The 23,402-nt window shown below is 39.8% G+C and carries 23 protein-coding genes and 3 riboswitches; of the genes, 8 read left to right on the top strand and 15 right to left on the bottom strand.

The window, feature by feature from the left end:
* Positions 1 to 55 precede the first annotated feature (55 nt).
* Positions 56 to 1,255 carry a phosphoglycerate dehydrogenase gene (locus LZD48_RS03045; protein ID WP_235761263.1) on the bottom strand — a complete coding sequence of 400 codons (1,200 nt, stop codon included), beginning with the start codon at positions 1,253 to 1,255 and terminating at the stop codon, positions 56 to 58.
* 128 nt (positions 1,256 to 1,383) lie between these two features.
* A riboswitch (glycine riboswitch) is annotated at positions 1,384 to 1,459 on the bottom strand.
* A gap of 96 nt (positions 1,460 to 1,555) precedes the next feature.
* Positions 1,556 to 1,639: riboswitch (ZMP/ZTP riboswitch) on the bottom strand.
* A 67-nt stretch (positions 1,640 to 1,706) separates the two neighbouring features.
* Positions 1,707 to 2,804: a CdaR family transcriptional regulator gene (locus tag LZD48_RS03040; RefSeq protein ID WP_235761262.1), complete on the bottom strand. Its 1,098-nt coding sequence runs from the start codon at positions 2,802 to 2,804 to the stop codon at positions 1,707 to 1,709.
* A 145-nt stretch (positions 2,805 to 2,949) separates the two neighbouring features.
* Here LZD48_RS03040 and LZD48_RS03035 point away from each other — a divergent pair, with 145 nt between their 5' ends.
* Together LZD48_RS03035 and larA are read left to right on the top strand one after the other, a co-directional pair.
* Positions 2,950 to 4,080 (top strand): glycerate kinase family protein, encoded by a 1,131-nt coding sequence (locus tag LZD48_RS03035; RefSeq protein ID WP_235761261.1) that lies wholly within the window; start codon positions 2,950 to 2,952, stop codon positions 4,078 to 4,080.
* A gap of 14 nt (positions 4,081 to 4,094) precedes the next feature.
* Complete coding sequence (gene larA / locus LZD48_RS03030; RefSeq protein WP_235761260.1) at positions 4,095 to 5,372, top strand: nickel-dependent lactate racemase; 1,278 nt, start codon at positions 4,095 to 4,097, stop codon at positions 5,370 to 5,372.
* 61 nt (positions 5,373 to 5,433) lie between these two features.
* Here the strand turns inward: larA and LZD48_RS03025 are convergent, their stop codons facing one another.
* Positions 5,434 to 6,894 (bottom strand): protein adenylyltransferase SelO, encoded by a 1,461-nt coding sequence (locus LZD48_RS03025; protein ID WP_235761259.1) that lies wholly within the window; start codon positions 6,892 to 6,894, stop codon positions 5,434 to 5,436.
* Positions 6,895 to 7,041: 147 nt separating this feature from the next.
* Positions 7,042 to 7,137, top strand: a riboswitch (guanidine-I (ykkC/yxkD leader).
* A gap of 71 nt (positions 7,138 to 7,208) precedes the next feature.
* Here LZD48_RS03025 and LZD48_RS03020 point away from each other — a divergent pair.
* Both LZD48_RS03020 and LZD48_RS03015 read left to right on the top strand, forming a co-directional pair.
* On the top strand, positions 7,209 to 7,550 hold the full coding sequence (locus LZD48_RS03020; protein WP_235761258.1) for a DMT family transporter: 342 nt from the start codon (positions 7,209 to 7,211) through the stop codon (positions 7,548 to 7,550).
* Positions 7,550 to 7,864, top strand: a complete 315-nt coding sequence (locus LZD48_RS03015) for a DMT family transporter (protein WP_235761257.1) — start codon at positions 7,550 to 7,552, stop codon at positions 7,862 to 7,864. The genes LZD48_RS03020 and LZD48_RS03015 overlap by 1 nt, the downstream gene beginning before the upstream one ends.
* Positions 7,865 to 7,891: 27 nt before the next feature.
* On the opposite strand, the gene LZD48_RS03010 is transcribed toward LZD48_RS03015, so the two are convergent.
* The 4 genes from LZD48_RS03010 to LZD48_RS02995 form a co-directional block, all read right to left on the bottom strand.
* Positions 7,892 to 8,359: a hypothetical protein gene (locus tag LZD48_RS03010; protein WP_235761256.1), complete on the bottom strand. Its 468-nt coding sequence runs from the start codon at positions 8,357 to 8,359 to the stop codon at positions 7,892 to 7,894.
* Positions 8,360 to 8,396: 37 nt separating this feature from the next.
* Positions 8,397 to 9,419, bottom strand: a complete 1,023-nt coding sequence (locus LZD48_RS03005; RefSeq protein WP_235761255.1) for a DUF3231 family protein — start codon at positions 9,417 to 9,419, stop codon at positions 8,397 to 8,399.
* Positions 9,420 to 9,545: 126 nt separating this feature from the next.
* Positions 9,546 to 9,812 carry a holin gene (locus tag LZD48_RS03000; RefSeq protein ID WP_235761254.1) on the bottom strand — a complete coding sequence of 89 codons (267 nt, stop codon included), beginning with the start codon at positions 9,810 to 9,812 and terminating at the stop codon, positions 9,546 to 9,548.
* Between the two features lie 312 nt (positions 9,813 to 10,124).
* Positions 10,125 to 11,591 carry a sodium:solute symporter family protein gene (locus tag LZD48_RS02995; protein ID WP_235761253.1) on the bottom strand — a complete coding sequence of 489 codons (1,467 nt, stop codon included), beginning with the start codon at positions 11,589 to 11,591 and terminating at the stop codon, positions 10,125 to 10,127.
* A gap of 124 nt (positions 11,592 to 11,715) precedes the next feature.
* Here LZD48_RS02995 and LZD48_RS02990 point away from each other — a divergent pair, with 124 nt between their 5' ends.
* From LZD48_RS02990 to LZD48_RS02980, 3 genes are all read left to right on the top strand, one after another.
* Entirely contained in the window at positions 11,716 to 13,143 is a 1,428-nt protein-coding gene (locus LZD48_RS02990; RefSeq protein ID WP_235761252.1) for an amidase, read from the top strand.
* A gap of 36 nt (positions 13,144 to 13,179) precedes the next feature.
* Positions 13,180 to 13,353: a hypothetical protein gene (locus LZD48_RS02985; protein WP_235761251.1), complete on the top strand. Its 174-nt coding sequence runs from the start codon at positions 13,180 to 13,182 to the stop codon at positions 13,351 to 13,353.
* A 258-nt stretch (positions 13,354 to 13,611) separates the two neighbouring features.
* Complete coding sequence (locus tag LZD48_RS02980; RefSeq protein WP_235761250.1) at positions 13,612 to 13,869, top strand: hypothetical protein; 258 nt, start codon at positions 13,612 to 13,614, stop codon at positions 13,867 to 13,869.
* A gap of 64 nt (positions 13,870 to 13,933) precedes the next feature.
* On the opposite strand, the gene LZD48_RS02975 is transcribed toward LZD48_RS02980, so the two are convergent.
* From LZD48_RS02975 to LZD48_RS02940, 8 genes are all read right to left on the bottom strand, one after another.
* Positions 13,934 to 14,851, bottom strand: coding sequence for an acetamidase/formamidase family protein (locus LZD48_RS02975; protein WP_235761249.1), 918 nt, complete (start codon positions 14,849 to 14,851; stop codon positions 13,934 to 13,936).
* 371 nt (positions 14,852 to 15,222) lie between these two features.
* Entirely contained in the window at positions 15,223 to 15,369 is a 147-nt protein-coding gene (locus LZD48_RS02970; RefSeq protein WP_235761248.1) for a hypothetical protein, read from the bottom strand.
* A gap of 87 nt (positions 15,370 to 15,456) precedes the next feature.
* Positions 15,457 to 16,512, bottom strand: coding sequence for a calcium/proton exchanger (gene cax / locus LZD48_RS02965; protein WP_235761247.1), 1,056 nt, complete (start codon positions 16,510 to 16,512; stop codon positions 15,457 to 15,459).
* Between the two features lie 190 nt (positions 16,513 to 16,702).
* The gene (locus LZD48_RS02960) at positions 16,703 to 18,808 is read right to left on the bottom strand and encodes a tetratricopeptide repeat protein (protein ID WP_235761246.1); all 2,106 of its coding nucleotides are present in this window, start codon (positions 18,806 to 18,808) and stop codon (positions 16,703 to 16,705) included.
* 336 nt (positions 18,809 to 19,144) lie between these two features.
* The gene (locus tag LZD48_RS02955) at positions 19,145 to 19,816 is read right to left on the bottom strand and encodes a YczE/YyaS/YitT family protein (protein WP_235761245.1); all 672 of its coding nucleotides are present in this window, start codon (positions 19,814 to 19,816) and stop codon (positions 19,145 to 19,147) included.
* Between the two features lie 480 nt (positions 19,817 to 20,296).
* Positions 20,297 to 20,716: a GlcG/HbpS family heme-binding protein gene (locus tag LZD48_RS02950; RefSeq protein ID WP_235761244.1), complete on the bottom strand. Its 420-nt coding sequence runs from the start codon at positions 20,714 to 20,716 to the stop codon at positions 20,297 to 20,299.
* The gene (locus tag LZD48_RS02945) at positions 20,709 to 21,041 is read right to left on the bottom strand and encodes a LysR substrate-binding domain-containing protein (protein ID WP_235761243.1); all 333 of its coding nucleotides are present in this window, start codon (positions 21,039 to 21,041) and stop codon (positions 20,709 to 20,711) included. Before LZD48_RS02945 ends, LZD48_RS02950 begins: the two co-directional genes overlap by 8 nt.
* Positions 21,042 to 21,196: 155 nt before the next feature.
* Positions 21,197 to 22,003, bottom strand: coding sequence for a 3D domain-containing protein (locus LZD48_RS02940; RefSeq protein ID WP_235761242.1), 807 nt, complete (start codon positions 22,001 to 22,003; stop codon positions 21,197 to 21,199).
* A 473-nt stretch (positions 22,004 to 22,476) separates the two neighbouring features.
* Between LZD48_RS02940 and LZD48_RS02935 the strand changes: the two genes are divergently transcribed.
* Entirely contained in the window at positions 22,477 to 23,370 is an 894-nt protein-coding gene (locus tag LZD48_RS02935) for an SDR family oxidoreductase (RefSeq protein WP_235761241.1), read from the top strand.
* Positions 23,371 to 23,402 lie beyond the last annotated feature (32 nt).

Here is a 23,402-nt window from a genome sequence, read left to right as displayed (position 1 = left end):
TAATTGGGATGATTTATGGTGAAAAAAACGGGACAGAGCCTCTGTCCCGCTTCGATTAAATCGTGCGAATCCGGATAACGTCTTGAATTGTATTAATTTCCGCTTCCATACCTGGAATGACGTCTCCATTCACTTTCTCATCAATATCAATCATCGTATATGCTAAATCTCCACGGCTTTTGTTAATCATCGCCGCGATATTTAGGCCACGCTCAGAAATAATTGAATTGATTTGGCCCAGCATATTTGGTACATTATGGTGAAATACTGTAACCCGGCGTTTCCCTGTATAAGGAAGAAACGCATTCGGGAAGTTCACCGCATTTTTAATATTACCTGTTTCAAGAAAGTCTTTCACTTGGTGGGATGCCATGCGAGCACAATTTTCTTCCGATTCAATCGTTGATGCACCTAAATGTGGTAACGTTACCGCATTGTCCATATGAAGTAAGCGGTCATTCGGGAAATCAGTAATATATTTACCGACCCGGCCCATCTCGAGCGCTACTTCTAGCGCATCTTCATCAACGAGTCCGCCACGGGAAAAGTTAAGAATATGAACGCCAGGCTTCATCTGTTCGAACGCTTCTCTATTTAACATGCCATTTGTTTCATTTGTAAGCGGAACATGGATTGTTATATAATCCGCCTGTTCAAACACATCCTCTAATGACATCGCGCGCTCAATGTTCCGGGATAACTCCCAAGCGGTATCAACAGAAATGTACGGGTCAAACCCAATAACATCCATATCAAGGCTAAGTGCATCATTCGCTACCATTGCTCCAATCGCACCAAGGCCGATGACTCCCAATTTTTTTCCTTTCGCTTCACGCCCAACAAATTGCTTTTTCCCCTGTTCAACAAGCTCTGGTACTTCTTCGCCTTTTCCTTTTAATTCTTTCACCCAATCGATTCCGTTAAACAGATTACGAGAAGATGCCATGATGGAAGTAAGCACGAGCTCTTTTACCGCATTCGCATTTGCTCCCGGCGTGTTGAAAACGACAATCCCTTGATTTGAACAAGTATCAACTGGGATATTGTTTACACCAGCTCCCGCACGTGCAATTGCCTTTAAGTTGCTATCAAAAGCCATATCATGCATCGGATAGCTTCGGACGACAATCGCATCCGGATCCTTCGCTTCATTATCAATACGATAATCTTCCTTATTGAATACTGAGAGACCAACCTCAGCAATATGATTTAATGTTTTAATTCTTTTTGTTTTGTCTAATGTTATTGTTGTCATTTCTCTACTCTTTCTCCTTTTTATTTGAACTTTTCTTTCTAATCTCCAAAACGCAGCCTAGAAACATAAAAAGAGACTGGAAAAAAACTCCAATCTCAGAAAGATCTAGAAAACAACAAATAAACCTTTGTTGTTCTTCTGTCCTTTTGCCTGAGATTTTGAACCCTTCGGCGATGCATATGCATTCTCTCCAGAAGCCGCTCCCGTTATAGTGTCACCCATAACATTCGTCGCTTTTGAATATTCTATTCAATCACGTCGCCTCCTTAAACATAAAAAGGCAAGGAGTTAAAAATCCCTTACCTCTGCCCAGGCGATCGACATGATTTCATTATGTGCTCCCCCGCGGTGGTCTCCGCGTTTACGCCAGTTACACATAACGTTTCAATTGATGATGTTATCTTATCAGAATTAAATTACTTTTTCAATGGATAAACACATTTTTTTAAATTTATTCGTTTCGTTCCTGTTCCCTGTATTTAAATATCCATAATGCAAATTGCAAAACAAGGGCATCATGAAAGATGCGCGGATCGTAACCCGTCTCTTCTTGAATCTTATTCAGCCGATAAATCAATGTGTTCCGATGCAGAAATAATGCATCTGCTGCTTTTTGGATATTGAGATTATGATCAAGAAAGAATTGAAGATTCATTTGCTTAGTTTCGCTTATGTTTTGCAGTACCCTCTTCGCAAAACGTTTGGATAGTCTGTCATCTAATTCATGAATTAATCCTTCTACTTCTATGTTTGCAAAAGATACAATACTACGATCACTAACACGAAGCGCTAAATTACAATCTACATAAGCTTGATGAAATTCAAGCTGATGAATGAATGGCAAGCTATAAGAAATTCTTCCGGAGAGAGATAGCCTTTGCATTAATTCATGAATGTCTTTCATTTTCCTAGTCAAGAGTTTCTCATTGATTTGACACATCGCGATATGCAGCTTATGTATACTGATAAATCCAGCAATTGTTTTATCTACTCCGAGTAATGTTTCAACGCGGCGAATGATAGCTTGTCTTTGGAATATTTGCCTATCAAATTCTATAACTATTCCTAAAAATGGTGGCGTAAAATCCAACTCAAGCAAACTAATACCACGTTCTACCTTGCTAAAAGAAGGGTGTTCTTTTAAAAGTTGTTCAATCACCATTTCTTTCATACGCTGTTTCCATTCAAGTTGGGAAGCAATAAATTCTTGATTGATCATAAGCTCTGTAGTCATTTTTACTAATTCTCCAATATTCCCCATTTTATTTGGATCCCCAGTTATCCCTATGACACCAATCACTTTATCTTGGAATACGATAGGAAGATTAATTCCAGGTTGGGCCCCTTCCCAATCTTTGTCCTGCACAGAGTAAATATGAATACTTTCTCCTGTTTGAATTACTTCTTTCGCCCCTTTATGTACTGTATCAATTCGAGAATCATCCATGGATGCAATGATTTTTCCATCTGTGTCCATAATATTGACATTCCGCTTTATCCGTAGAGATGTTTCGTTCACAATAGAGTTAGCAATATCCCTTGTCAGCAAAAAATCACCTCCTAATAGTTATAATACACATAAATAACTTAATAATAGTCTTAATATTTGTATAGTATAACCATATACAAATGATGTCAATGCATCTATAATTTATTTAACAGAATGTAAACGCTTACCTAGGAGTGATGTTTTTTTGGATATTATTATAGCACCAGATTCATTTAAAGGCAGTCTATCAGCAACTGAAGCCGTTGAAGCAATGGATAGAGGTATTAAACGCTGCTTCCCTCATGCTCGCACCATACATGTTCCCATGGCGGACGGTGGAGAAGGAACGATGGAAACACTCGTAGCCGCTACAGCAGGTGTTATTAAAACCGTACATGCAATCGATCCGTTAGGTTTTGAAATCACGGCTGAATACGGAATTCTCGGAGATGAGAAAACATGTGTGATTGAGATGGCAAAGGCTTCTGGACTCGATCTCGTGCCAAAAGAAAAACTTGCTCCCCTTTCTGCCACGACGTACGGAACTGGTCAACTTATAAAACAAGCTTTGGATGACGGCTATACTTCTTTCATTCTAGCTATTGGAGGATCCGCAACAAATGATGGTGGCGCAGGAATGCTTCAGGCTTTGGGCTTGCAATTAATGGATGATAAAGGAAAAGAGATTGGATACGGGGGTGGTGAATTACATCGGATAAATCGTATCGACCTTGAAAAATTTGATGAACGAATTGCAAGCTGCAAATTCGTCATTGCGTCTGACGTCGAAAATCCATTAATCGGTACGAATGGTGCCTCCTATGTTTTCGGCCCGCAGAAAGGAGCTGATGCAGACGACATAAAAATACTTGATAATAATCTTACCCACTGGGCGGATATGGTTGCTGAAGTTACTGGAGTTCATCTGCATCATGCTCCCGGAGCGGGTGCAGCTGGTGGAATTGGTGGTGCCTTTCAGGCATTTTTTCCAAGTGAAATGCAACGAGGAATTGATGTTGTTTTAAAATACAGCAATTTTAATGCTTATCTTGAACAAGCGGATATTGTTTTAACTGGTGAAGGAAAAGTTGACCACCAGACTGCTTCTGGTAAAACACCAATGGGCGTTGCACAGGCTGCAAAAAAAGCAAACATACCGACAATTATTATTGCTGGTTCTGTTGGTCCTGGTATTGAAGCTTTATATAAATATGGCGTTGTCAGCGTTAACAGCATGATCAATGAACCGATGGAATTGGGGCATGCAATCCAACGTGCTTCCGAATTATTGACCAATGCAACGGAGCAAATAATGCGTACGTATTTTTCTCAATAAAATGAGGGATATAAATGAAAACAGATATTTTATATGGTAAAGAAGGATTAACTGTAGATTTACCGGATAACTCGTTCATCATCGAACCTACAAATTTACCGAAAGTGGAAGATGAACAGAAAGCGCTACTTGATGCCGCTAGAAACCCAATCGGAATGGGCGCCTTACGAGATCAGGTCAAAGCAACGGATACGGTAGCTATCGTTATAAGTGATATTACTCGTCCTACTCCCAATCATATTCTTGTTCCTTTTCTAATCAAGGAACTCGAACATATTCCGCATGAAAACTTTGTCATTATTAATGGTACAGGCACACATCGTGATCAAACAAGAGCAGAATTCATCGAAATGCTTGGCGAATGGGTAGTGGATAATATCCGTATTATCAATAATCAATGTCATAATAAAGAAACCCTTGTCAATCTAGGCAAGAGTAAATTTGGTTGTGATGTTTATTTAAACAAGGATTATGTGGAAGCAGACTTTCGGATTGTTACTGGCTTTATCGAACCCCACTTTTTCGCCGGCTTTTCAGGTGGTCCAAAAGGGATTATGCCCGGGATTGCGGGAATTGAAACGATTCTTACTTTCCATAATGCACGTATGATTGGAGATCCGCTTTCTACTTGGGGTAACATGGTTGATAATCCTCTTCAAGAAATGACAAGAGAGATCAATAGAATGTGTAAGCCTGATTTCATGCTGAACGTGACATTAAATCGAGAAAAAGAAATTACAAATGTATTTGCTGGAGAGCTGTATGAAGCGCATGACAAAGGTTGCGCCTTTGCAAAAGAACATGCGATGTTTCGTTGTGAAGAGCGTTTTGATGTAGTCGTCACATCGAATTCAGGTTATCCCCTCGATCAGAACCTTTACCAAGCAGTAAAAGGGATGAGTGCTGCCCATAAAATTGTAAAAGAAGGTGGTTCAATTATTATTGCAGCAGAATGTTCTGATGGATTACCTGACCATGGTAACTATGCAAAGATTTTTGATTTTGCTGATACACCCCAAGAGTTACTTGACTTGATTAACGATCCGGAATTTGAAATGTTCGATCAGTGGCAAGTTCAGAAGCAGGCAGTCATCCAAGTTTGGGCAAATGTTTATGTGTATTCCAAACTGACAGATGAGCAAGTTAAAGCATCCATGTTAAAACCAACAAGGGATATAGAACAAACGTTAAAAGACCTGAAGGCAAAGTATGGTCCCGACATGACAGTTGCTGTTTTACCCCTTGGACCACTAACAATACCTTACGTAGAGGAAGAAGCAATTGTAAAATAATATCAATCATGAAAAAAAGAGAAAGAAACGCAAGAAAGTGCTTCTTTCTCTTTTTTTATGTTTATGTCCCGCAAAATGTTTGAAAACTTGTGCCTGTATCATAATCTCTTTTCGCAAATTCTTTCTGTACATCTGTATGGGCATATGGACTTTTCAAGACATGGATTAATTTTTCTGCCACGTTGTAATCCTCCTCCTCTACAGCAGCTTCTATCGCTTCCTCTACCCACTGATTCCTCGGAATCAATGCGGGATTATGTTCATGCATAAGTTTGATGCTTGCATCCTTCGTTTCTTCTTGCGATTCAAGCCGCTCTTGCCATTTGATTTTCCAATTTATGAATTCATCCATCCGTCCAAGCGGAAAATCTTCTTCCTTATCATAAGTTAATGCTAGGAATGTATTCGTATAATCGGCATGATAATGCTGCATCAATGTGAGCAATTCTTCAATGAGAGCTTCGTCTCCTTCTCTTTCACCAAAGATCCCGAGTTTCTGCCGCATCCCTTGCAGCCAATATTTCTGATATAAGGGACCAAATTCCGAAATAGCATCTTGCGCATATTCCAAGGCTTCCTCTTTGCTCTTACCGAGTAAAGGCAGCAGTGTTTCCGCAAAACGCGCGAGGTTCCATGCAGCAATGCTCGGCTGATTCCGGTAAGCATAACGTCCATTCAAATCAATCGAACTAAATACAGCTTCTTGATGATATGCATCCATGAAAGCACACGGTCCATAATCGATCGTTTCACCGCTGATCGTCATGTTATCCGTATTCATCACGCCATGGATGAAACCGACAAGCTGCCATTTTGCAATTAACCCCGCCTGCCGTTCAACCACATTTCTTAGGAAAGCGAGGTAGGGATTATCCGCTTGTTTTACTTCTGGATCATGTCGCTCCATCGTATAATCAGCAAGTTGCACAAGTTCCTCAATCTCACCGAAGTGTGCTGCGAATTCAAATGTTCCTACCCGAATATGACTGGCGGCAACCCTCGTCAAAATCGCACCAGGTAATCTCGTTTCCCGTTGAATCCCCTCCCCTGTCGTCACCACTGCGAGACCCCTTGTCGTTGGGATTTTTAATTCGTGCATCGCTTCACTAACAATATACTCCCTAATCATTGGTCCGAGCGCCGCCCGACCATCGCCACCACGAGAATACGCTGTCCTCCCCGCTCCTTTCAGTTGAATATCGAAGCGTTTGAAATCCGGTGTCACTTGTTCTCCAAGCAGCATGGCACGTCCATCACCGAGCATCGTGAAATGGCCGAATTGATGACCAGCATAACTTTGGGCAAGAGGGATCGCATTTGGCGGAAGAGCATTTCCCGCATATACAGCAACAGCATCCTCATGCTGCATTTGTTCATTGTTAAGTCCAAGTGCTTTGCCAAGTTCCTCATTATAGAAAACAAGTTGGGGTGCCGCAACCGGATTCGGGGTCAATTTTTGGTAAAAAATCTCAGGAAGTTCACTATAGGTGTTCTCCAAGTTGAAATTGAATGTTTTCGTCATAGGTTCTCCTCTTCTAGCTTGTCATTATCTTATAGTATACTTGTTTAGGTCTAGTCTATTCCAATACAAAAGCTTGGTTGAAATATTCAAGTCTTTCCTCTTGAAAAAACACTCCCACTCCTTTATAGTATACATTAATTGCATAAGTTGAATGTTTTCTAGGGTTCCGCAACTTTGTTGGTCTGAGACCGAGAGAAAACTCGCAGCTTTGCTGTGCCACGGAAGGATAAAAGCCTGGGAGATACTGTATTTTACAGTTTCTCCCAGGCTTTTTTTGTTTTTCCGGGGAAACTAAATTTGGAGGTGCAATACAAATGAATAATGAATGGATGAAAGTATTTATTGCTGCTTTCTTTGAAATTTTTTGGGTGATTGGTTTAAAGCATGCACATGATTTTTGGACGTGGGTTGGAACCATAGTTGCTATCTTCGTCAGCTTCTATTTAATGATTATGGCTGGAAGGAAACTCCCGGTCGGTACGGTATATGCGGTTTTTGTCGGCTTAGGAACGGCGGGAACTGTTTTCTCGGAGATTGTATTCTTCGGGGAGCCATTTGTGTTAGGTAAAGTATTATTAATTCTTGTTTTATTAACAGGTGTCGTTGGTTTGAAATTAGTGACACCGGATAAAACTCAGGAAGGCGGTGAATCCTAATGGCATGGACTGCGTTAGTTTTGGCAGGTTTATTTGAAATGTTCGGTGTTGCCATGATTAATAAATTGCATATCGACCGAAACTTTAAAGCATTAGCTTTATTAATTCTTGGGTTTGGTGCTAGTTTTATTCTTCTTGCTTACGCCATGATAACTCTTCCGATGGGAACGGCTTATGCGATTTGGACAGGGATTGGCGCTTCTGGTGGAGCAATTTTAGGTATGCTGATTTACGGCGAATCTAAGGACTGGAAAAGGATTGTTTTCATAGGTATGGTTCTTGGAGCTGCAGTTGGTTTGAAACTGATTTCATAAATCGGAAAAAAAGCGGAATCCCCTTTTTCAAGAAGGGGATTTTTTCATGTGTTGAATGATAGCTATGATAGCAAGCCCAATACACGCACCTATCACAAAAAATATAATCGGCAGGAAAACAGGTCCTATCAGTAGACCCAAAATTCTTAAGTTGGAGGAATATATTAATCCAACCGTTCCAAAGTATGCACTGAAAACAAACGGAAGAAAAGAGTAAGGATTCCTCCCTCCCCCAGCATCACGATAAGCATCCCAAATCGCAAACATATACACACACGGATAGAACATAAGCCAGAGATAATTTGTCTCCGCAATAGCCATTTGCATGTCACCATGGAAACTATAAATGATCACCTGATTCAAATTCGCTTTCACATTAATAATGAATTCTGCTGTAATAAAAATAAGACCTTTCACAATTTTTCCATTCAACAACTGTCCAAAGCCCGGCAGCGCAATACTCCAAAATATTTTTTCGAGCGGTGTTTGCTTCATCCTTTCACATCCTACAGATTAAACGTTTGAAACGAGATTAATTATGCTTGGTTTTATTTTTAGCTAGCTTTTCCTTATCGACTGTACCAGGAGGTTGCTCCAACCATTCGTTTTCTATCATAATTTCTGCACCGTCTTTTGCATATTGCGCGACTTCAAGGGATAAACGTTCATAGCCCACCACAAGATCATTCCGCTGACTGGCACCGGCTGCCAATGCGTAATTTCCGATTCCGATTGCACACAACTCCGAGAACAAGAACATCCCTAGCTTTTCAGAAAAAGGAGGGATCGTTGAATCTGTAATCGAAATATCTGACGAAAGGGGTGCCTGTATATCATTATCAGCAAGAATTTTCGAAAAGATTTCAATATGTTTCTTCGTCATATCCCTTCCTCTGAGCATCCAACCTTGCACCTTCTTAATAGCTGAAGTTTGCGCAAAGCTTATGGCGAGCTTCCCTCCAATCATATTTGTCCGTATATTCATATGGAGATAGGATATTTCCACCGCATTCAATGGTCGTTTGCTGCTGAATGGGTTCATTCCACTAAAATATTTCTTGCTAACTATCATGTCTGTTTTCATTGGATAAGGAATATATGGAGGTCTCACATATAACCCTTTATCCATGGAAATATCTGTCGCCTTGTCATATAGCTCCAATACTCCTATGATTCCTTCTTTAAAAAGTGTTTTAATATCTTTTCTGGCACTAGTAGTCGTTAAACCGCTATATGCAAGTAACCCAACCCTAGTTAAATATCCAATATATTCCAGCATAAATGCGTCAGTATATAAACGTGGTGCATTCAGATTAATATCTTCCTTCCCAAAGCCAGTAGGAAGCGGAAAGGCTTCTTTAATAAAAAGTTGCTCTAATTTAGTTACATGTGTATTGGTAAAATCATAGGCTTGCTGGACAAGTGAGCGAATTTCCATATCCTCGGCATCTTTCAAAAAATATTCTAATATACATCGATTCATACTGTCATTCATGTAAGACGTCCAAATCGCTGCGATTTCAGAAGTCGTTAATTGTGCATTATAGTTCGTCATCCCATTACCTCCAACGAATAATTACAAGCATTTTTATTCTTCACATATAATGTAAATTGATACATAAAAATTGAGCGCCCCTTAGCGGGAACGCCCTTTAGTAATGCATGTATAAGATGAATAAGCTTACTCTTCTTCTGGGTAACTGTTATCTTTTCCATTCTTGCTCAATTCAAACAATCCCGTAGCAGCAAGTCCACTAATTCCTCCAGCCCAGCTTCGTACAAGGAGATCCGCACCGAGAAATGTTGCAGATGCACCAAGACCAACCCCAATAAAAATAGCGGCTAAAGGTAAAAAGCGCTTAGGAACTATTTTCGAAACTTTTAATGCCTGAACAATGCCAGAAGTAACAGGAGCAATTACGGTTCCCATCATAAGAATCTCTATCATGGTTAACCACCTCACCATCTTACAACATCTTATGAAAAGCAATCATAACATGTCTCTGCGGTTTGCTTAGATAGCATTCAGATTGGTTGCTACGCTGAAAATTAATAAGGTGTGTTCCCTTTCCATAAAAGAACAAACCTTTTTTAAATTTAGTCCGTATTTTTCTCTGATTTTCCTTTCCCATAAAACTTCCATAAAATAATTCCCTGTATAATTAAACCTCCTATTGCCATAAATAACCAAATGGATAACATAGGATTAATCCACATCAATTCTTAAGCTCCTTTCCTTATTGTTTTTTAACAATTAAAATTAACCATTCTGATCATCTGGCCGTTTTAATACATTAGCCAAAATGACCATCACCGCAATACCGACACAAGTTGCCCAACCGCCGGCTGCAAGCGGACTCGATTCAATTCCTGTGAGCACAATGATTAAATAGGATACAAGCCCAAAAATCATAGACGCTTCGGCCGCACGTGGTGAAGCTTTTTTCCGGCTGAAAACAGCGTACATAATAGGACCAAGTGTACCTGCAGAAACACCTGAAATCCCAATCCACATCAAGTCCCCAAGAAATGGAGGCGGACTTAAAACAAGAAAACACGCAAGTACTCCGACTACAATCACAGCCCAGCGACTAATGCGCATCGCCGTCTTTTGCATTTGTTCTTCGGTTACTTTAACAATACCCCGCTTAACTAAAAATTTTCTATAAATGTCATTCGCAAAAACGGTAGACATGACGACAAACAATCCATCTGTAGTTGATAGCGCAGCAGCTAAAATCGTAACGACAACAAGTGCACCTAAAAATGCCGGCATGCCCCACTCGACATAAGCAAGTAAGCCTAAATCAGGATTTTGCAGCTCCGGTACAGCAACACGGCTATAAAAGCCACCGAATAAAACAAGTAAGCAAAGGATCGTCGTAATAATATATACAATAAACATTTTCCGTAAATCTTGAGGCTTTTTAAGTGACAATACTTTGTTGAATAGCTGAGGTTGGGATGCAAAAGCAAACTGAATGATAAATAATCCCAACACTGCTGAAAATGCGTAATAATTCGATTCCGGGTTAAGAACTTTTAATAAATTCCCGTCTTGTCCTTTAAAGTTCTCCGTAATATTAGTAAAAGCTGTATTCATATTTCCATCACCGAATATAACAATACCAGAAATAAATACAATGATAGCAACGATAATCATTAACATTGCTTGGATGGCATCTGTATAAATGTCAGCATAAGAACCTCCTACAAACACATATGCTATAACAATAACCGCTATGATAACTAACCCTACACCATAACTGGTTCCAACAATCGTTTCAAATATTTGTGCACCAGCAGAGAATTGAGCAGCGATATAAAACAAGTTAAATAACATGATTAATCCAGAACCCACTCTTAGAAAGTCACTATTATAATAGTCTCCAAGCCAATCTGGAAGTGATAAGGAACGTTGGGTCGTATTTACTTTTCGAATCATTTTTCCAACTGTAAGAAAGCCGATAGGGGTAGCTACGGATAATGATAAATACAACCATAAGTTACTAAATCCCCATGCATGAGAATATCCTGGATAGCCCATAAATGTCGCAGCACTCATTACCGTTGCAGCGAAAGATAAGCCTAAAACAACGGGTCCTAAGTTTGCTCCACTTATAGCAAAGTCATCGATTGTTTTTGTTTTTTTCGTCGCAACTACGATTACTGCAATCATCGCTAAAATAAATATCGCCAATTGAATCCAAAACCATGTTGATAACATTATCTCCCTCCTAATGATTAGAATTTTTAAAAACCAATTTATTTCATTTTAATAAGCAATAATGTGCTTTTAAAGACATAAAGTGGTTGTACTACTATCAACATATCTAAAGGGGGAAGGTTTTATGAATGAATTCTTATTTAAAGATATTCATCGTCTGGCAAAACAAGTAAAAAAAGGAGAAATATCTCCAGTGCAAATTGTCAAAAGCGCGCTAGAACGAATTAAAAAAATTGATTCTAAATTAAATACGTTTATCACAATTAACGGAAAACAAGCTATTGCAGATGCGAAAGAAATGGAAAAGGATATTAAAAAAGGCAATTATAAAGGACCGCTTCACGGTATTCCACTCGGAATTAAAGATAATATTTTCACAAAAAATATTAAAACGACAATGGGTTCTGAAATATATAGGGATTTCACACCAGCGAAAAATGCCTTCGTAATAGACAGACTAATACATGCAGGTGCCATTATTATCGGTAAAAACAATACACATCAGTTTGCTTATGGCCCGACAGGAGATCGCTCTCATGTTGGGCCAGTACACAATCCTTTTAATACAATGAAAATGTCAGGCGGGTCCAGTGGCGGTTCAGCTGCCGCAGTTTCAGCTTATCTTTGTTATGGTTCTTTAGGAACAGATACTGGTGGCTCTGTTCGTGTCCCAGCATCTTTTTGCGGGGTTGTAGGCATGAAACCTACTTTTGGCAGTATTAGTAACCGTGGCGTCTATCCCCTTTCTTGGTCACTCGATCATGTTGGACCTTTGACAAGGTCTATAACGGATAATGCTTTATTATTAAATGCGATGGTTGCTTTTGACCGCGAGGATCCTAAGTCGATACAGCGAAAAAAAGAGGATTTCACTCGTCTATTGGGGATAAATGTGAGGGGGAAAAAAATCGGTATTCCTGCAACTTATTATTCCGAAGCCATCGATGAAGAAATTCAGCTTGCCGTCACGAAGGCCATCACTATTTTTGAAAAGCTGGGAGCAGAAGTAAAGCGAATTAATCTTTCCATTAGCGAAAAAAGTTTAGAAGCGCAAAGTATAATTCTTAAGACCGAAGCCTATGCCGTCCATGAGAATAATCTCAAGGGATATCCAGATCTTTGGGATGTGGAAGTAAAAGAGAGATTACTGACCGGTGTTCTAGCAAAAGGATTTGAATTTGCTCAGGCGCTTCGGCAGAGGGAAAATGCAAAACAGGAGTTCAACGAGGCGCTCAGTGATTGTGATATTCTCCTGACCCCTACCATGTCTATTTTGCCGCCTGAAATTGGAAGTAGAGATACAACAAGTAGCAATGGAGATAAAAGTCATATCCGCTCGACAATTACGCGACTGACCTCTCCGACCAATTTAACGGGACTTCCGAGCTTATCCATTCCTTGTGGTTTTTCAAAAGATGGCCTGCCTATTGGAGTACAACTGATAGGAAAAGAATTGGATGAAGCAACTTTATATCAGTTCGGTTATGCCTTAGAGCAGGAACTCGACCATGAAATTAATAAAAAACGTAATGCTGTCATGCTATCTTTATAGGTAGCATTTTCCAGCAAAGTTAAAGGAGAGAACGAAATGAGCATGAAGGCTACTATATTATTTGCAAATGATCCATTAATTACGGGCAACGAATCCCTAAAGCAATTTGTAGAAAACAGCTCAACATCCATTAATAAGGTATACAAGGATGGCGAGTTATTTGTTGTTATAAAAAAACGGAAAGAGGAACGAAATCCTATGAAAATGTGAGAATGACAGCTGGATCCATTGCCCGTGAGTTAAGCAAACAGAAGGTGGAATATGCTTCTATAAATGAAAATGCGCTTACAGGAGCATACGACTCGTTAGAAAAATGACTGGTCGTAACGGCTTTTGTTGAGGGGTGGGCATTAGGTTCCTATCAATTCCTGAAATATAAATCGATAAAAGAGGCTTTTAAGACAAATTTACAAGTAGATGGCTATGGCAAAACACAATCCTATATAAATGCAGGTCAAATACGAGCAGATGCTGCTAGTTAACGCATATGAAAGCTACTTAGCAAGTGATTATGCTGATTTCAACAATACCGGCAGTAAAGCGGAAGCCGGGTCAATCGTTGCAGCATTGTTCCTCCGTCGTTCCATTCCAAAATCCAGTAAGTGGCTGCATGTCGATATGGCGGGCATGATGACCAGTCAAGAAACAGGTTATTACGCGAAGTCCGCTACTGGGTTTGGTGTGAGATTATTAGCTGACTTTACGGAGCATGTATCGAAAGACTAGTGTGCGTATATATAAATAATCGTGGATAAGGTCGATGGCAAGATCTTACCCACGATGATTATAACTATTTCTTAATCAAGTCAATCTCTAATTGTTTGAGCAACCATTTCGGCACGACAAATCGAGCTGTTTTTAACGGATTGACAACTTGACAGACTTCCAACTGAGCGTTCATGCTCACGAGCATGGTCACTTCACTCAACGAACGGCCCGACTTTTCGGCAATACGCCGAGTCATGAGTGCTGTAGCAAGATTAGCCGCTTCATCAAACGTTTGACCTGTCGCAATCTGCGTAAACACTTCGTCATTTTCAAGCATTGGCTGCTCCAGCTTGTCACTTTTTATTACATCCAACCTAACGGTGACCTCGCCTGCTATCTCTACACCAGTTCCACTTACTTCCCCGTCACCCATTGCTGCATGGAGATCTCCGAGGGCAAAAAGAGCACCATCAGCAGACACCGGGAAATAAAGGGTTGCTCCTTCTTTCACCATCGTATTATCCATGTTTCCACCGTGAGCACCTGGTGTTCCGGAGTTCACTCCTTCACCTTCAGGAGCAACACCGATAACACCTATCATTTTGTTTACTGGGGCTTCCACTCCGTTAAACCGTACTTTATCATCTTTTATCTGCATGATTCTCGCTTCCATTTTTTCGATGGACTCACCCATGACACCCAATTCTGGCACAACAGCCATCACACCTTGATCCTTAACATCAATCTTTTCAATCTTGACCTTTAGAATATCTCCCGGCTTGGCGTTTTCAACAAATACAGGGCCTGTTGCTGGATTGATTCGGTTCCAATCGATTCTGCCGATAACCGTGTCTTCTGATTGAATCTGATCTTCAAAGCAATCATAAGTCTCAATCGTTAACGTTGTTCCTGATGCAACCTTCTTTGTTGGCACATTTTCTTTATTGAATTCATAAATAATACCTGAATCTTTCGTTAGTTTTGTGATTACTTCTGCCATTGTCTACTCCTCCTATGTTTCTATTATAATTATAAATATAATGAATTTCATAATACGTATTTAATGCTTCACCATCACCATATGTAGTTGAGTTGGTTCGTTCCCAACTACATATGGTGATGGAAAAGCCGACTTTGGTAATTATGAAATTCTTTCAATAAATTGAATGAAGCAGTTGAGAACCATCATGAAGTTTTATGTAATATTGTATCAAACATTTGTGATCACTGCACTTGATACAGCTTTTATCAAGAAATAAAAGTCTGGTAAGTGTTCCAGAGAACATACAAATAAGCGCACTTCCCTGTTCTCATTTAAGGGTAAGTACGCTTCTTATAATTCCCTGTTATTGGCAAGGGAAAAGTAGCATTTTAATTCCGCATGGCTCCTGCTTCTCGAGATGTCATTGCACCTTGTCCCCGGCTCACATCTTTCCGAATCTCCTGTTTTACCTTATCTGGATTTGTTCTAGATTTACTGGATTCTAATTTCTGTTTAGCTTGGTGACGTTGCCGCATCTAATACCTCCTATGCTGATTGCTTAACAGGTATATTATTTACATAATCAACTGGAATATCCGCGGAACCCTCGTCTTCCCTTCTCATCAAATAAAATAAAATCCAATCCCCATAATAAAATACGCTGCAATTAACGCTAATCCATCAAACCAATTCGAATCGCCATCACCCGACAGGATAATCATTAAAAATACCGCTGTCACCATACTGATTAATTCCGGCCACGTGAAAACAAGCGGCATGGATGTGGTAAAGAATTGGGATAGAATAACAAGAATAGGCAGGACAAACATTGCTACTTGCAAGGTTGAACCGACAGCAATTTCAATTGCGACATTCATTTTATTTTTATAAGCCATGATGACGGCTGACGCGTGCTCTGCCGCATTTCCAACAATGGCAACGATAATCACACCGATAAATAGCTCCGACCAGCCAAATGTCGCCCCTACCACATCGAATGTCGAAACCAAGCCTTCTGATACATAAGCAACGGCAATTGTTGCGAGTGCTAATATCATGATAGCTTTTCCTTTTCCCCATTCCGGTATTTCCTCTTCTTCATTTGATTGCTTTTCCGCGGGCTGGTAAACCCCGCGGTGTGTTACAAATTTAAAAAGCAGAGCGGCTAAATATAATACGATTAAAATGATGGAAACACCGACACTAAGAAACATGGTTTCCTGTTCATTCATCGTATGTGTAAACACCTCAGGAATAACAAATGCAACAATAACAGCAAACATGAGAAGTCCAGCATTATGCCGCGCTTCAAAAATATCGAATGATTGACGCTTATACTTCAGACCACCTACAAAAAAGGAGAGTCCTCCAACAAGAAGCAAATTTCCTAAAACAGACCCTGTTAATGAAGCAAGGACGATACTAATCAATCCTGCTTTAAGCGCAAAAATGGATATAATAAGTTCAACAGCATTACCAAAAGTGGCATTAAGTAACCCGCCGACCCTAGGTCCCAATACGATTGCCAAGCTTTCCGTAGCCCTTCCGATAAAACCTGCTAAAGCGATAATGGTTAAACAATATATAATAAACATGATCACTGCTGACCACTGAAAAATCGATCCCGTGACAGCAAGCGGTAATCCAATACAAACGAGTGCAGTAAATAACTTATTCATTACCTATCTCCGCCTTATATGATGATAAAGTTAGCATTCCCGTTGTGAAAGCAAACTAATCAGGAGAGGAAAGCCTCAATAAGCCCACATCTATTATTCAGATGTGGGCTTATTGAGGTTAAATGAGTACGTTGTTAATAGAATAAGTCTTCTTATAGAAGCTAGGTCTATATATGCTCTCCAGTAATAATTAACTTATCGCACCTATCTCATTCATTAAATCATAATGACGAAGTTTTAACTCAAACAAGATAAGGGGATCTTGATATAACTCGGGCTGTTCACGCATCTTATTTAAAGAACCGTTCTGTTCTGCTATAGCTGCTTGTACTTCCTCGATTATATGATGAAGCTCTTCCTGTGGATGTAAGAAAAACTTGTTAACATCCCATTCGATGGATTCCTCAAAAAACTGTAATTGCTGGGTAAATGTGTTTGTCATTTCCCCTGCCACTTCACTGTAATCTGCATTTTCGATATAGTCCTTATACCTACCGAGGAGCATCTCTTTATTTTTTGATAAAGGAGCTAACAATTTCCCCGCACCTTTTAATAACAGCTGGGAAGGATTATTCCGCAACAATATATTTATTTCTTCAAAACGTGATGCTCCCCTTGATATTCGCTCAATATCCCGTTTCCAGTCATCCAATACTTTAAAGTCGCCGGACAATACAACTTTCTCTTCTTTAAATTGCTCGTTTATATTTTCACTCACTTCATTAAAGAGCATCTGACTTTCTTGAAACTCTCTTTCACTAGTTTCTAGCCATTCCTCTGTGGCAGATTTAAAATCAGCTAAGACTTCCATTTCCATATACTGTGCCATCCGGTTATTCATTTCCTCATTTAATACAAGATGAAGTTTGGAAAAGTCACTGTCCTCCTTCACTAAATCGGAACAGTTCTTCAGCAGCTCGGGTAATTTAACCTGCACCTTCTCCATTAATTTATGCTCTAAATCACGGAACGAACTTGTCATAGTCTTGGCCTTTTCTTTTTCCACATCAAGTATCTCTTGACGGAATTCATGCAATTCTGTTAAGACTTCTTCGCTCCAGTCGATTTCCCGCAAAACAACATTCTCGAGTTCCGCCTGTTGATCTGAAATATATGCTAATGCATCTTTAATAACATCTCGCACCCTTGTTGGGCCTACCTCTTCTATTTTATATTCATCAAGTCTTGGCCCCATATATTCTGTTAACCCTTCCAGCATGCCTTCTTTCTCCGCCCACACTTTAATAGAATCCAAAAGCTCTATACCTTCTTCTTTAGCGTTTTGACTCGGACTTGCATTTTTAAACGCTTGTTCTGCTTCTTGAACCAAAGCTGCATCGAGCGCTGACGGGAAGAGCTCATTCCAAGCCAGTATTGCAGCTGAAGAGCTGAGCCTGTCGGAAACTTGGGAGACCGCTAACCAATTCGTTAAATGATCCGGTACTAGAGCCGAAATATCGTTCATGAAAAATCTGCCACTAATGAAATAGAAATACCCTTCCTTAAATAAGGATGGTAGCTTCTTCCAGTTGTAAGAGGCTTCCATGTTCTCATACAAGAGAAGCTGATTTATCTCTTCTAGCCAACGAAAATAAAACTCACTCTGTTTAAAGCTGTTCCATAATCCAGCCGTCAAACGTTCAAATTGATATTTATCTATAGAATATAATGTCACCAACACGTTATTGAAAAAGCTTGGCTCATGGTTAGCTGTCACGCCGAGGTTGGCATACCCTTCCAACACCTCAAACCAATGGAGAGATTCCGTCCGGATTGCCTCGTTAATGGCGAGCTCTATTGCACTATCCCAATCTTGAATACTTTCAAAATAACGCTTTGCTATTTCTGTTACATCGGCATAATCCGGATTTAATTGAACCGCCTTCTTAATGATATCAACAGCCTTTTCTTGTTTGTCTTGTTGGATATACAGCGAGAAAAGTTGCAGTAAGACTTCCGTTTTCAATAGAACAGAATCCGTCTCTACTTCCTGATAAAACTTCTCTGCGTAATCCAATAAGCCCATTTCCATGTGCGCATCCGCTATATTTTTCTGTCCCCATGGTATGAAGGCTTTGTCCAAAGGATGCTGCCACTTATAAATCGCAGCTTCATAGTCTTGATTCAAGAAATAAACTTCTCCTTGAGCAAAACGGATAGCGGAAAGTTCGGGCTGTTCCCCTTTCATTTCTTCCATATACATCACACCCAATGTCTTGATTGGATGCTCTTTTTCATTTTCATCTATAATCGTTTGATAAAAGGATTTCATAATTAATTCATTCTCAGCTGTCACAATCATCCCTCCGTATCTTATAATAATTTCGACTGACTCATTTTCACACTGATACATAATTAATCGTATTCATTCGTTCACGTATCAATCACCAAATTTTACTACAGGATGGTAAAGGGTACAAATCTTATCGTCAAAAAATGCTCCTCCCCCACCAACTTGCTTCTTAAAACGTACACAAATGGCTAGAGCGCCAATCTATCACTGTAGAAATAGCGCTCCTTGATTTCAAAAAGTGATTCGATTAAACGATACTTCATTCAGTGAGAGCTTTATGAGCAGTTCAACGCGGTAAATTTCTGGATAGGCTGGATTATTCCCACTCGGAACATGGATTTAACCAATTTTATCCTCGGATATGAATCCATCCCTGCTTCCAGCATAAGTAGACACCTGTTTTTCTGTCATCAAATCGTCTAATATTTTCTTACTGTATCCTAATGCAGTCTGCATCACCGGGCCAAGTCCAAAAGCCATGATGACCGTACCAAGACCGATCGGCCCGCCTAATAAAAATCCAGCGAACGCAACAATGACTTCTATCATCGTACGTGCAACACGTATACTAAGTTTAAGTTTTTTAACGATAAGCAGCATTAAGCTATCTCGCGGTCCTGCTCCCAGATCCGCCGAAATGTAAATACCAGAACCACTACCCAGCAATAAAATGCCTAGAATAAAACTGACAAGTTGCAGAGGAAAAGTTTGGGGATCAGGGATCAGCCAGTTAAAAAAGTCGATAAATAAACCGACCAGAATCATATTCAAAAAGGTGCCTATTCTTGGAAATTCACGTAGACCAATAGAAGCAATCGTAATAACGATAATTCCAGCAATAATGGACCACATGCCAATCGATAGCCCTAGATTTTGGAATAATCCGATATGCAGCACATCCCAAGAACCAACACCGAATCGCTGACCTTTAATGGTTAACGATGCTCCGAGACCTAACAGCATGATTCCGATAAAAAAGAATAGCCAACGGTAAACAAATGCTTTAGTCATCTATATCCTTCTTTCTTTTTATGTACGGCAGAAAATGCGTATATTTTTCATCATTAATAATTACTCAACTTAATGAATTTCATAATACGTATTTAATTTTGGTAATTATGAAATGCAATCAACTAATCTATTATAGCAGATAAAGCTTACTTATTGAAATTAGTTGACCAATATGACTAAAGCCGTCAAATTCTTTGAGTCAGCGGAAACTCGCTACCAATTGCACACTTCTAAGGGAAATTTTAAGAAGGAAGATAAAGCTAGATTTAAACAGATTAAACACTTGAATTTTAATGCTTAAAGTTGTATCCAATAGACAAAATCGCTCAAATCAACCACAACCCGTTGAAAGAATATGGAGTGTTAAACTTTCTATATGGAATAGAAAAAAATCAGTCCCCTGCCATGCTAATCCTTTAGCACAACAAGGAACTGACCCTACCACTTCAGAGATTCGCCTCTATGGAACAATTGCTCCACTCATCTTACTTTTATATTTTCAAATACATCAACCGCAGCCTGGGCAACTTGGATATCATGCTCAACAGCACTTCCACTTGCGCCGACAGCACCGATTACTTCATCATTTTCCACTAAAGGGATGCCTCCGCCAAAGAGAACTAACCGTCCATTATTTGTTGTGTTCAAACCATAGAGCTCTGCGTGCGGAACAGTCGCTTCAGCTAAATCTGCTGTTGGCATTTTTAATGCAACCGAAGTCCATGCTTTGTTTTGCGCGATATCAACGCTAGCTAACCATGCATCATCCATACGATGTACTGCAATTAGATTTCCACCTTCATCCACCACAGAGATAACCATCTGGATTCCAAGCTCTGCTGCTTTTTTCTCGGCTCCTTCGATAAGCTGTTTGGCCAACTCAAGATTCATTTTAGTCATGTATGATATTCCTCCCTTTTTTATTAACAATAACTTCAATAAAGTCTACAAATCTAGATAAAATCGCCGAATGACGGGCACTGCTTGCCCTAGAGGGTCCCCGACTATTTTTTAGACTGTCATAACTTACTTTTTTGTTATCTGCTATTAAAACAAGTTCCTCTTTAAAAACCTCAATCTGCTCAATGTCAGGGTGATTCCCAAAGCCTATAACAAAGGCACCGTCTAATTTGCAATTCAAAATATCTCGTATTAAATCATTGTTGACACCTGTTTTCATGGTTAACTCTACATTTGGATAATTATTATGATTAATGAATTTCATAATATGTATTTAATGCTTCACCATCACCATATGTAATTGAGTTGGTTCATCCCTAACTACATATGGTGATGGAAAAGCCGACTTTGGTAATTATGAAATTCATTCAACTATTTAATAAACATCTAGTTAGACCTTCATACAAAAAGGCAGTCTGATCACTCTATAAGCGTGATGTTTACTGTTTTTCTACCCCAGTTGTATGCTTCCTTCTTTGTCGGAAGATGTACATCTATTTTATATCCTTTGATGGCACCGCCTGTATCACCTGCCACGGCATATCCATAGCCTTCTACAAAGACCTGTGTACCTAGCGGAATAACATTAGGATCTACGGCAATGACTTTTGCGTATGGATCGTTATTCAGATTAATTCCAGTTGCCGTAATACCAGAACAGCCAGAGCAGCCTGCAGTATAGGCGGTTGCTTCAACTGCAAATGTTTCCCCTTGAACGTCATTGGTTGTTGTTTCCTCTACCTTTTCGGATGATTCAACTTGCTCTTCTTCTACTTCTTCACTTGCATCGGCGCCTGTCTCAACTACCGGTTCATCAGCTGTTTGCTCCACCTCTTCGGTTGTTGTCTGTTCAGCTCCAGTTCCATTCACCGTTAAACTCTGCCCCGTTATTATCAGATCAGCAGATAGATTATTCCATTCCTTCAATTTATCAACTGTTACATTATCACCATATGCATTACTAATATGTGTAAGGGTATCTCCCTCCTGCACAATATAAGCCTCTGCTTCCGTCTCTTCCACTCCGAGTTTCAATACTTGTTTCGGATGAATTAATGACGTTTTGAGTTCGTTTATTTCCATCAATACTTCAACAGTTGTATTATGTTCATTCGCTATTTTCCAAAGACTGTCTCCCTTTTGCACCTCATAATCAGCTGCTGACACTGATGTCGCAGCAATACCAATCATAACCAGACCTATCAATACGGATACTAACTTTTTCATTAGTAGTCCCCCTTTTGTTATTGATAAGTCTAATCCTAGCATGAGGAAGTCCCTCTGTGGTTACAGCTTGTTTAAGAGGTTATTACAAATAATCCTAATATATTAAAAATTTGATAAATATTTACTTTTAGGTTCTATTTACTTTTTTTAAACATATGAATGAATTTCATAATTACCAAAGTCGGCTTTTCCATCACCATATGTAGTTGGGAACGAACCAACTCAACTACATATGGTGATGGGAAAGCATTAAATACGTATTATGAAATTCATTAATATAAGAAGCATTTCTATACTCCAAATTCTAGTTAATTGACGTAGTGCAGAGTGAGTGAGAAAAGGGTAAGGTTTGGAGAAGTTTAAAGAAAATGAACTTAGGGAAAATCATTAAAGCACAGGGTGACAATACAATTGCGCAACCTGTTTAATAGGGTATTCAGATCTTTTTGCTAACAGATAGGAGATGATTTTTAATGAAAAATTCATATCTAACCGACCCACGAAAGATGTTCCATACGGAAGAGTTTCCGGATCAGGAACAGAACACTCCAGCGATACAAAATAAAATGAGACCTAAACCTGACAGCGGAGAAGAAGCTTATAAAGGAAACAATCGCCTGGAAGGACGCAATGCCTTGATTACTGGTGGCGATTCCGGGATTGGCCGTGCCGCTGCTATCGCTTATGCACGCGAGGGTGCCAATGTTGCCATTCAATACTTCCCCGGAGAAGAAGAAGATGCCAACGAAGTCAAAGAATTAATTGAAAAAGCAGGCAAAAAAGCATTATTGCTGCCGTATGACTTGCGGGATGACGGAGCAGCAACGGAGATTGTTACAAAAACAGTGGAAGCTTTTGGAAGACTAGACACACTTGTATTGAATGCCGCGCAACAAATCGCTCAAGCCTCCTTGAGTGATCTTCCAATGAAGCAAGTGCATGACACCTTCAAAGTTAACATCATCAGCATGTTTGAGACGGTAAAAGCGGCTGAAGAACATCTCGAACCAGGAAGCGCCATTATCACAACGACATCCGTTCAATCGTTTGATCCTTCCACCCCTTTATTGGATTATGCAGCTACAAACGGTGCAATCAGCAACTTCACGGTTTCCCTGTCTTCGTACTTTGCGTCAAAGGGGGTACGTGTCAATGGTGTCGCTCCAGGTCCTATTTGGACGCCGTTACAACTCGATAACGGAAAATTGGAAGGGCAAATCCCTGAGTTTGGGCAAAACGCTCCTCTTGGCCGTGCAGGACAGCCGGTAGAGCTTACGCCGGTGTATGTTCTTCTTGCATCCGATGAAGGGAGTTATATCACCGGTCAGATTTACGGGGTGACTGGTGGAAAACCGATCAACTTGTAATCTTCAGTGTGAGACAAACAAATCCCAGAAAT

It is taken from the genome of Oceanobacillus alkalisoli (assembly GCF_021556485.1).
GTDB classification, from domain to species: Bacteria; Bacillota; Bacilli; order Bacillales; family Amphibacillaceae; genus Oceanobacillus; species Oceanobacillus alkalisoli.
This window is presented reverse-complemented; position numbering and strand designations above follow the sequence as displayed.